We start from the raw sequence: 11,163 nt of genomic DNA on the forward strand, positions 1-11,163 counted from the left end.
TTGAAACGTATCCAGAATAGCCAATCATATATTTGATACGACAGATACTACTCTCCTAGAGGGCTGGTCACGCATTGCATCATGACAACATTTCACTCTTTTAAGCGAGAAATCACGATTTTAAACGCAATAAAACTCGCATTTTAAGCGGACAATCACACTCTCGGCGTGACGACATCCACTCTTTGAGCGGGAGACCGGGTTCGAACCGGCGACATTCAGCTTGGAAGGCTGACGCTCTACCAACTGAGCTACTCCCGCAATTATTCTCGGAAAATCCAAACAGAAAATTCCAAATTCCAATACTCAATGAACGACTCCCAACCTTTAGCTACGATTCATAACCAAACTTGAGACCCCTGCCTTCGCAGGAATGTTTTGTGGATTACCTCCCTTCGGTCGGTGATCCGCAAGGGCGACCCCTTACTAAAACTTTTAAAACGCAGTTTTACAAAAGCGAGCTTAAAAACTTTATCACATTATTGTGGATTACCTCCCTTCGGTCGGTGATCCGTAAGGGTGACCCCTTACTAAAACTTTTAAAACGCAGTTTTACAAAAGCGAGCTTAAAAACTTTATCACATTATTGTGGATTACCTCCCTTCGGTCGGTGATCCGTAAGGGTGACCCCTTACTAAAACTTTTAAAACGCAGTTTTACAAAAGCGAGCTTTTGACAACTGCTTATTTAAAAGTTTTGTGGGGAGAGCAGGATTCGAACCTGCGAAGACGTAGTCAGCAGATTTACAGTCTGCCCTCGTTGGCCGCTTGAGTATCTCCCCAAACCGATTCGAAATTTCATTTATCAAAAATTAAATTTCAAATCTTAATTTCAATATTTTTATGAACGCTTCCCAAAATCCTAAAACTTTGAGATTCCTGCCTTCGCAGGAATTTGGAGCCGATAGAGGGACTCGAACCCACGACCTGCTGATTACAAATCAGCTGCTCTAGCCAGCTGAGCTACATCGGCTTTTTATGAACTTTTCCTTCAATAAAAAAGCCCGCTATTTCTAACGGACTGCAAATGTAGAGATTTATTTTTTTATTCAAAACATTTTATGAGAAATTTTTATCAAATATGTGATCTTAATTTCTCTTTTCGTCTTTTTAACTGTCTTTCGAGAGATGAAACTGCCATGTCTACCCCTTCCTCAAATGTTTTACATTGTTTTTTAACCACAAAACTATCTCCAGGAACACTGACTCTGGCTTCAAATATTTTGTTTTCTTTATCACTTGTGTTTTCGACTTTGAGATAAACATCTGATTGGATGACTTTATCATAAAACAAATCTAATTTATCCATTCGTTTTTGAATAAAGTCGATCAACTTCTTGTCTGCTGTAAAATTAACTGATTGTGTGTTTACTTTCATCTGTTCGATTTTTTAAAAAATTAAGAACATGGAGCCAAAAATATCCCATGCTTTCATTTGGTTAGACATTAGTTATGGTTTTTACTTCTTGGATGCGCATTGGCATACACCTTCTTTAATTCAGCTATACTATTATGAGTATATACTTGGGTTGCCGCTAAGCTTGAATGCCCCAACAACTCCTTAACGGCATTTAAATCAGCTCCCTGATTAAGTAAGTGTGTCGCAAATGAATGCCTCAATATATGCGGACTCTTTTTTACTTTACTAGAAGCTAAACTAAAATACTCATTTATAATTCTGTAAACAAGCGTTTCATATATTTTTAACCCTTTTTTAGTTAAAAACACAAAATCCGTGTCTTCAATAGTTTTTAGTTGATTTCTTATCTGCAAATAATGTTTCGCAGTCATCACCACACTATCAATTAACGGTACAAAACGCTCTTTATTTCTCTTGCCGATAACCTTTAAAGTTTTATTGGCTAAATCCAAATCCTTTATCTTAATCTGAATGAGTTCTATGCGTCTAATCCCCGTTGCATAAAAAAGTTCTACGATAAGGCGGTTTCTCAACCCCTCAAAGTCTGTTTCCATTTTCAAAATTCCAATGACTTCTTCCATTTCATTTCTCGAAAATGGAATTTGGATCTTCTTCGTCGTTTTTAACGCTTTGTGCTTGGATAATGGATTGGCCTTAATTGTTTCTGTTTTAATCAGAAATTTAAAATAAGAGTTCAGAGATGAGATTTTACGATTGATACTTCTGTTGGAAATTTTTTGTTCTACCAAAAAAACAATCCAGTGTCTTATTTGAGAATAATTGACGTCCTGAATAGTGGTAGAGTCATATTCATCCCCAATAAACATTGAAAAACTTTCAAGATCACCGAGATAAGCCTTTACGGTCAATATTGAATATTTTTTTTCGCGTAGAAGATATTCCGAAAATGCTAAGAATTGTGAGTCTACTTCAGACATAAAGAGCATATTTAGATTTGGCCCATTAAATATAGAACAAAAAAAATTCCTGCGGTTGCAGGAATCTCTTTTATTTAATTTCAAAAAACAGTTAAATGCTTTCTTGATCTCTTAAATGTTGAATGTATTGCGCTTTTTGAAACGACGCTCTTTTCAAAACTGAAGGCTTGTCAAACTGTTTGCGCGCCTGTAATTGACGCTTCGTTCCCGTTCTGTCAAATTTTCGTTTGTAACGCTTTAACGCTCTATCTATATTTTCTCCTTCTTTAACTGGTATTATTAACATAGTGTCTTAACCTCCTCTCTTTTAGAATTTTCAGGCTGCAAATATAAAAAGTAAAATATAATTCGCAATTAAAATTTTAAAAAATATTTATCACGAAGTTCAAAACACTTTTCTCGCTTAAGAAACTTTCAACAATAACAGCCTTAAGTCTTCCCATTTATAAGACCAGCAGCAAAATACCCACCAATATGGGGTAGTTATAAATTGATATAATATGGATAAAGAAATAATCTCTGATGAAAAACAACATGTCATAGATGCCAAAGTTCTTGATTCGTCTTTCTTTTTGTAGAGAGTTCGTACTGACAAAAAGATCAAAAGGAAAATAAAATATCAGAATAGCTACTATAATATAATTTGTATGATACCATTGCCATTTTATTTAGTGAATCCTAAATCTCAACAGCAGCACCTGTCCGCCAATAGTTTAATCCTTAAATAAAGAAGACCGCTTGGTTAAATCCTGAATCAACTTTTCATCTTCCTCACTCTCCAGAAGCGTGTTATAATTTCGCCAGAAGTCCCTATCATAAGGCTTTACCGCGAAAATATCGGGATCCCAAGGTCGACTAAGTGCCATTTCAATTTGCTCTGGATCAAGAATTATTTCCGTGAACAACAATTCTTGTACGGTATAATAAAAACGTTCATCGGTATTGGCATCCGGCTCAATCACTTCTCCCGGCTTGGTAGGTTTATAGCCGACATTCACCAGTTTCGGGGTTTCATAGTACAGATAATTAGGATACATTCTGTCTTGATATTCCCTAAAGGTCATTATTATCTTATGGTTGATCTTCGTATCGAAAAGCGTTTTACTTCTGCTCTTTTGAGCATCTGAAGCAGCAACTAATTCGTACTCCAATTTTTTAATGGCATAATTATCATAATAAATATATAGCCACCCTTTAGCATGATAGCCATCATTATAGATACCCTTTGTTTCCAGGTTTATGAACTTATGGCTTTCTGAAATCTCAATCTTATAAATCTTTCTATCATCATCCACCAAAATGGTATCTAATCTGAATTGGTGTCTATCCAAAATATCTTCACCAAACAAAGCACGATTGTTATTGACATTTCTTAAGACATTCAATTTGCTTTCAAAAAGATTTTGAAGGCCATTGATTCTGGTATCATTCCATTTAATGGCTTTGACCAAAGTAGATGTTTTGATTGTATCTCTTCTTAAATTTCTTGCAAGAAGATTGCCTCTATTTGATTTTTCCTTAAGATAGGCCGTATAAGTGAGTAGACTATCCACATCACGTAGATCATAACTTTTTCTAACTTGATCAACATTAATTTTTAGATTGGATGCCGAAGATGAGCTATAACTAGAATCATAAAGCGTTATTGCACTTTCGATAAGCCATTTAAATTCCCGTCGGTTTCGTTCCTTATGGCGTAAAAAACCTTTTTGCAGATAAGGCATATCGGGCATATTTACAGACAATCTTTCAAGAGACCTCAGTACGATATCATTGGCCGTTGTCGGCCTATTTTCCGCAATAAGCACAATTTCATCCAATGCCGCGATATCCTCTTCCAAATATATTTCCTGAGAATTATCAAACGCGTTCACTGGGGTTTTGAAACTCTTATAACCTATAGATGAGATCACTAAAGTATCGTTTTCAAATTGAATCGGTACCAACAAAACGAATTTTCCATCGGCATTACTTACGGTTCCGATGGTCGTGTTCTGTACGTAAATACTGGCACTTTCAATAGGCATCAAGGTGCCAAAATCAGAAATTTTATTTTTGACTTCCTTTTGAGAAAAGACAGTAAAGGAATAAAAGCAAATGGATAAGGTCAGTAGGTATTTGAAATGATTGTTTTTCATGATCAGGATGTAGATTAAGTTATAGATCAGACTTACACTATTTTTATAAATTATTGTTAGAGCCAATTTGGGTATGACAACTAAAATAACCAACAGTTTTATGATGTTACTGGTTCGCAATCTTTTTATAAAGCATCAATTTAGCACAATTGGGGTGAATTTTCGCCAAAATGATGACCAAAATATTTATGTTGCCGGTTTATAATCCTTCTTGTCAATCACCATTTTGGCGCAATTAGGGTGAATTTTCGCCAAAATGATGATCAAGATATTTATGTTGCCGGTTTATAGTCCTTCTTGTCAATCACCATTTTGGCGCAATTGGGGTGAATTTTCGCCAAAATGATGATCAAGATATTTATGTTGCCGGTTTATAGTCCTTCTTATCAATCACCATTTTGGCGCAATTGGGGTGAATTTTCGCCAAAATGATGATCAAGATATTTATGTTGCCGGTTTATAGTCCTTCTTATCAATCACCATTTTGGCGATGATTTCTCTCAAAATCTCAGAAGTGCCTCCTCCTATAGGGCCCAATCTACTATCCCGTAGCAAACGGGCCATTGGATAATCTTCCATATATCCATACCCACCCAAGAATTGTAGACATCCATAAATGACCTCATCAGCCATTTTAGTGGAATGCAATTTTGACATGGTGGCCTCCTTAACCACATAATCTCCCCTATTTAACCGATAGGCTACAGAATAATTGAACTCCTTGCATATTTCCATATCCGTGTAAAAATCTGCTACCTTATGACGCAAGGCCTGAAATTTATCAATGGTTTTTCCAAATGCGGTGCGTTCTGACATATATTGAACCGCATATTCAAGCGCAAACTCTGCCCTTGCATGGGAATTGATGCCCATAATCAATCTTTCCAAAGCGAAATGTTGCATAATGTATGGAAATCCTTTGCCTTCTTCTCCCATAAGTTGATTGGCAGGAATAACGACATTGTCAAATGCGATTTCTCCGGTGTCCGATGCCCTCCAACCCAATTTATCAAGTTTGGTTGCTGAGATCCCAGGTGTATCCCTGTCCATAACAAAAATACTCATCCCTTTATGCCCAGCTTCGGGATCGGTTTTAGCAGCGACCACTAGATAGTCGCTATAAATCCCATTTGTAATAAATGTTTTAGAACCATTAATCACGTAGGAATCTCCTTTTTTTTCAGCAGTGGTGCGCATTCCCGCAACATCACTTCCCCCAAAAGGCTCGGTAATACACAAACAGCCAATTTTATCACCTGTGATACTTGGAGCTAAATACCTTTCCTTTATCTCATGACTACCTTCCTTATTGAGGTGTGTCATGGCAAGATAGGCATGGGCCCACATGGCAGCAGCAAAGCCCCCAGAATTTATTTTTTGCAATTCTTCAAGAAAAATTACGGTATAAAATAAGTCAAGATTCAATCCGCCATAAGTTTCAGGATAGTTTAGACCAAAAAAGCCCATATCACCAAACTTCTTCCATATAAAGCGTTCAATGGTCCCTGTCTTTTCCCATTTATCAATATGCGGAACGACTTCTTTTTTCAAAAATTCCTTAAAACTTTGCCTAAAAAGGTGATGTTCTTCTGTGAAGTACATGCTGTTCATATTATCTTTTTCATTTAATTGAGGGTCAAATATAACTTAATTATCTCGAATTTTCGGATTGGAAACTTTTTAACTTTCAATAGCTCATCAAACGATTTAAACCCCTCTCTCAAGGTTCTTTCCTCAATAATATAGTGTGCAATTTCATAATCAATATGCTGAATCGTGACCAGTTGGTCCTTTGTTGCAGTATTTAGATTTATCTTCTCTATATGCCGTGGTGTTTTTACCGCAAAATCATTAGTGATACGCTCAATCACCTCTGGCGTCAAACCATAAATATCCTGAAGTTGAACTTCTGAAATAAAACCACCTTTAAACCTATTTCGATATCTGATAATATTATCCGACAATTTCTCACCAACACCATTCACCTTCTGCAGTTCTTGGGCCGTGGCCTTATTGAGATCAATTTTTTGGTCGTAGGTTTTTGAACCGCTGATTCTATGGTTTGGATTTTTAGAGTAATCTGTCCGGCTCACTTGGGGCTTTGGATCGGTAACCCAGTCAGGAAAATTAAATAAAGGCGAAAGCTGATCCAATAATGAATCTGAAATTTTGGTTACCTCTTGGAATTGTTGAGCTGAATGGATCCATTGATTCTCCTCCCTGAACTTTAATAGCCGGTCAATCTCTTCCGTGGACATTCCAAGGGTATAGCCTTTGAAATCTGTGATATAATTTGGATTGAATGGATAGACTATCGGCTTGGACTTTTGTAATTCCACCTTTTTTATTGAATCAACTTGCTGTCTAAACTTTTCCAATACTTTTTTGTCTGGCTGTACACTTTCTGAAGAAAAATCAACGAAAGCATAAATACACTGAAAAATAATAATGAGTACAGCCAACAAAAAAATCCCATTTCGTTGACTGTTAGAAAACTTAAAATGGGATTTATATGCCATGTTTTTTATTTATTTATGTGGCTCCTGCCTTTTATAGAGCAAGTTTGCTTTTAATTTTTTAACATAAGAATCCAGGTCGATTTTGACCTCTTTTGACATAATGTACAATCCGATGATATTAGGGAATGACATAGCGAGAATCATCATATCGGAGAAATCCAGTACGGCTCCTAAACTAACTGAAGCTCCGATCACCACAAAGACCAAGAACAGCATTTTATAGATAAATTCGATTTTTTTACTTTTTCCGAATAAATAAGTCCAAGCTCTCATTCCATAATACGACCAAGAAATCATTGTTGAAAAGGCAAATAAGAAGACGGCCAATGCCAATATATACGGGAACCAAGAGATCTGACTTCCAAAAGCATCAGAGGTTAACTGGGCTCCGGCCATTCCTTCTACTTCATGCATTCCTGTAAAGATCAATACCAGTGCCGTTAATGTACAAACCACAACGGTATCAATAAATGGTTCCAATAAAGCCACAAAGCCTTCTGACGGTGGGTTGTTGGTTTTTGCGGTACTATGAGCTATCGCTGCAGACCCAACTCCAGCCTCATTTGAGAATGCGGCACGTTGGAAACCAATCACCAAAACACCTATGACACCTCCTTTTAAAGCCGATGCATTGAAGGCGCCATCATAAATAGCAGCGAATGCCGGGCCTACATTTTGGATGTTCATGATGATGACAGCCAATGCTGCTACAATATATATGGAAGCCATAATTGGCACGACTTTTCCTGTAACTCGAGCAATACTGCTGATACCACCTATAATAACTATCCCAACCAACACAGCCGTAATGATTCCAAACCAAAATCCATGACCTGCCAACATTGGAAATTGACCAGCTAACTGTTCAAAGGATTGGTTAGCCTGGAACATATTTCCACCTCCAAAAGAAGCACCAACTGCGAGTACCGCAAACAGACCTGCCAAGACTTTACCAAGACCTTTCATCTGGCGCTTTTCGAGTCCATAGCGTAAATAATTCATAGGCCCTCCAAATACACGTCCATCAGGTAGGATATCTCTATATTTTACTCCTAAGGTACATTCCACAAACTTCGTGGACATTCCCAATAGACCGCAAACAATCATCCAAAATGTTGCCCCTGCTCCACCTAATGAAACCGCCACTGCAACTCCAGCTATATTGCCCAGACCAACTGTACCAGAAACCGCGGTAGCCAATGCTTGAAAATGGGTTACTTGACCTGGTGCATCAGGATCATCATATTTACCTCTTGCTAAATCAATCGCATGCCTAAATCCCCTGAAATTTATAAAACCCATTCTCAAAGTAAAAAACAGGGCCCCTAACACCAGCCATATCACAATAAATGGAATAGGCTTAGTCAATGGATCTCCATTGGGATGTGTTAGTACTAAGGGCTTATCATATACAATTTGCCCGAAATAATGGGCACCCTGTTCAATGACATGCTTTTGATTTTTAGAATTGTAAATAGTTTGCCCTTCAGCAGTGAGATGTTTCAGTTCACCTCTTGCTGAAGCGTTGACGGTAATATCATTTCCTGCCTTGTCCGTTATAATGGCAATGGGATCGTCTTTGGATACTCGGGCACCTTCGGGCTGGAGCCATTTCTTAAGAACAAATTTATCATCTACCTCATTTGTCCAATCTGGGACACCTATTTGCTTGACATCAGCATATACCACAGGATCATAAATACCTATGGTGGCGAATGGATCCCAAAATAAAACGGCCCCTAAAGTAGCTACTGCAGGGGTCATTGTGCCATTAAACACCTCAGTGATGGCCTGGGTCTTTACAGTATATACAACCGTTTTTGTATCTCCAACGGCATCTGTTATGACGACAGAGTATGGCACTCCCTCAGTTAAACCGACAGCTTCATTGGAGCTTAAAGGCGTGCTTTGATTACTCCATCTATACGTATAAGGTGGGACCCCACCTGATGCAGTGACCCTGATGATGCCGTCATTTATATTGTCTGAAGGATTAAATGCTTCTCCTTTGATATCAAAGTCTTGAGCGAAAATTAAAATTGGTAATAATGTACTAAATAGGGCAAGAAGGTACTTCTTCATAGGTGGGTTTTAGTTAGTAGTTAATAATTGTTTAAAAAACACCACAAGATGCTAAAAAAAAATGATTTTATAAAGATTTGGCTGTTAAAATGAAAAATAGAACGATCTATTCTAAATTCTGAGAAGATTTAAATTTTAGATATTTACTTAGTGCCCAGCTCCTATCACAAAATCGTAGATCATTTTGGGTATTGAATGACCACAATCAACAACCCCATCAATTTTCAAATGTCTAGGCCCATATAACAACTCTAACTATAGATCAAAGACAGAGGAGCGCTTTGTGTAGATTAAATCCTTGATTCGCATCCAGAAAGCTATGAACAGATACAACGCAAATCCAAAACCAAGGGTCACAAAGGTGAGATACATAAATGAAGTCCTTACTACCTTGGCTCTAATCCCCAACCGGTCTGCAATACGCTGACATACGTAGTATCCACGTTTCTGAAAATACAATAAGGATCTATAAAAAATATTCATGTAACAAAATTACTAATTTTTAATGTTTAAAACCCAGTTGCTATCGAGTTAAAAGTGAATTGCCAATGGCGCAACTCATGCAACGATTCTTATCACAATATTCTGTTTTAAGTTGAATCAATGCTTGAGAGGACAAGGCGGAATCTGAAACAGGTTTCAGATTATTAAAAGCTTTGATGATGGCATTCTGTTCAGAAGCAATTTTTTGGGCCATCAAAAGACACCATTCTGAGGCATGTTTTCCATGATGTTTCAAATAACAAAATCTCAATGGAATGACAGTATTGATCAACAACAGATCAATAAAACTTTTAGTTAAAGACTTCCTTGAATCTCGGGATGCTTTTTCAAATGTGAAATGTCTTTGCCAAAATTCAGAAGTGCTGACTTGGAACAATTCATATATCTCCTCAATGCTTTGTACAGTCATTAATTTTGCGAACAAATTAGCATGTTGATGGTATAGCATTGCCAATTGTGACAATCTTATGGTAGGGAAATTTGGAGGACGCAATCTAAAGAATTGAAGTGGAATGACTTCATCATTTGACAAATTGAATTTCTGCTTAATAAAATGGTATTCTTTTGAAAGATTTTGAAAATATCCATTTTCGACATTGGAGTCCAATAATCCCGATTGCCCAAAAAATAAAGCCTCCAATTGAAGTGGTTGTGTTTGCACTTTTCTAACAATTGTATAGTCAAAAGAATTGGCCATACTGAAAAATGCATCACCGTTTACTTTCAACCCGAAGTTTTTAGCTAAAAGTTTAAACAAAACACTTTCCCAGTCATTTTTTGATGTATTTAAAAGATTTTCAATAGCTCCTGATTTTCGTTCAAGCCGTTCAATATACAACCGCTCTAACCAATTGGAAATCACAAAGTCATCAACTTCATCAAAATCCAATTCGCAATTAATCCATTTATGCGACGACATCACAAGTTTTTGATAGTTCTTTAATACATTATGATGTATTAAGTTTCTTAATTCCAAGGTGGGTATTATGGAATTATCTTTTCTGAAAATATCCGTATCGTGTTCAAACACGACATGCAGGATGACATTGTCATACGCCACATCCATTTCATGGTTATGGACATACCAATCACTGGACTTGATATGAATTTCGACGTTACCAGCCCACATTTGTCCATCTATTTCAAGTTGCGCATTGAAAAAATCTGGACCACCGTTTGCATTGGGCTGTCCATTATCAAGCAAAGTAATAGCTTCCCCAGTTTTTGTTTTCAATTTGGAGGTTTCAAACTTGTTAAACTGCCACACATAATGTAGAAAAGCTTCTTGCATATCTCTAAAAATAAGACAATTACAAATTACTTTCACATAGATAGCAAATATTTTAAACAGTAAAAAAGTTTAGATCATAAAATACACTACTGCTCAATACTTTCAGCATGGAAGCTCTCAACTTGTCCATCGGATATGGACACGGAAATTTGAATAGGGTTGCAACATACCTCACAGTCCTCTACGTAGCTTTGAAATGGGACGGAACAATCAATGAGCATTGATATATTTTCCCAGCAATAAGGACATTGGAAAAAATGTTCTTTCATTTT

The 11,163-nt window shown here is 36.9% G+C and carries 10 protein-coding genes and 3 tRNA genes; all 13 read right to left on the reverse strand.

Annotation, left to right across the window (positions count from 1 at the left end; genetic code table 11):
- Positions 1–188: 188 nt before the first annotated feature.
- The 13 genes from G6N06_RS16590 to G6N06_RS16645 all read right to left on the reverse strand — a co-directional run bounded on the left by G6N06_RS16590 (position 189) and on the right by G6N06_RS16645 (position 11,160).
- Positions 189–261: transfer RNA gene (locus G6N06_RS16590), tRNA-Gly, on the reverse strand.
- Between the two features lie 438 nt (positions 262–699).
- A tRNA-Tyr gene (locus G6N06_RS16595) sits at positions 700–781 on the reverse strand.
- A gap of 114 nt (positions 782–895) precedes the next feature.
- Positions 896–972: transfer RNA gene (locus G6N06_RS16600), tRNA-Thr, on the reverse strand.
- 102 nt (positions 973–1,074) lie between these two features.
- The gene (hpf, locus tag G6N06_RS16605; protein WP_129016654.1) at positions 1,075–1,377 is read right to left on the reverse strand and encodes a ribosome hibernation-promoting factor, HPF/YfiA family; all 303 of its coding nucleotides are present in this window, start codon (positions 1,375–1,377) and stop codon (positions 1,075–1,077) included.
- A 68-nt stretch (positions 1,378–1,445) separates the two neighbouring features.
- A complete protein-coding gene (locus tag G6N06_RS16610; protein WP_163517903.1) occupies positions 1,446–2,357 on the reverse strand; it encodes a tyrosine-type recombinase/integrase in 912 nt (303 codons plus the stop codon).
- A gap of 91 nt (positions 2,358–2,448) precedes the next feature.
- A complete protein-coding gene (gene rpsU, locus G6N06_RS16615; protein WP_163517904.1) occupies positions 2,449–2,643 on the reverse strand; it encodes a 30S ribosomal protein S21 in 195 nt (64 codons plus the stop codon).
- Positions 2,644–3,070: 427 nt separating this feature from the next.
- Positions 3,071–4,495 (reverse strand): carboxypeptidase-like regulatory domain-containing protein, encoded by a 1,425-nt coding sequence (locus G6N06_RS16620; RefSeq protein ID WP_163517905.1) that lies wholly within the window; start codon positions 4,493–4,495, stop codon positions 3,071–3,073.
- 444 nt (positions 4,496–4,939) lie between these two features.
- Entirely contained in the window at positions 4,940–6,106 is a 1,167-nt protein-coding gene (locus tag G6N06_RS16625) for an acyl-CoA dehydrogenase family protein (RefSeq protein WP_163517906.1), read from the reverse strand.
- 14 nt (positions 6,107–6,120) lie between these two features.
- On the reverse strand, positions 6,121–7,014 hold the full coding sequence (locus G6N06_RS16630; RefSeq protein WP_163517907.1) for a ComEA family DNA-binding protein: 894 nt from the start codon (positions 7,012–7,014) through the stop codon (positions 6,121–6,123).
- 9 nt (positions 7,015–7,023) lie between these two features.
- Positions 7,024–9,096: an amino acid carrier protein gene (locus tag G6N06_RS16635; protein WP_163517908.1), complete on the reverse strand. Its 2,073-nt coding sequence runs from the start codon at positions 9,094–9,096 to the stop codon at positions 7,024–7,026.
- A 255-nt stretch (positions 9,097–9,351) separates the two neighbouring features.
- Positions 9,352–9,579, reverse strand: coding sequence for a PspC domain-containing protein (locus G6N06_RS19935; RefSeq protein ID WP_129016647.1), 228 nt, complete (start codon positions 9,577–9,579; stop codon positions 9,352–9,354).
- Positions 9,580–9,619: 40 nt separating this feature from the next.
- Positions 9,620–10,891, reverse strand: coding sequence for a DUF2851 family protein (locus G6N06_RS16640; protein WP_163517909.1), 1,272 nt, complete (start codon positions 10,889–10,891; stop codon positions 9,620–9,622).
- An 86-nt stretch (positions 10,892–10,977) separates the two neighbouring features.
- Positions 10,978–11,160 (reverse strand): CPXCG motif-containing cysteine-rich protein, encoded by a 183-nt coding sequence (locus tag G6N06_RS16645; RefSeq protein ID WP_163517910.1) that lies wholly within the window; start codon positions 11,158–11,160, stop codon positions 10,978–10,980.
- Positions 11,161–11,163 lie beyond the last annotated feature (3 nt).

The organism is Gelidibacter japonicus, assembly GCF_010725055.1.
GTDB classification, from domain to species: domain Bacteria; phylum Bacteroidota; class Bacteroidia; order Flavobacteriales; family Flavobacteriaceae; genus Gelidibacter; species Gelidibacter japonicus.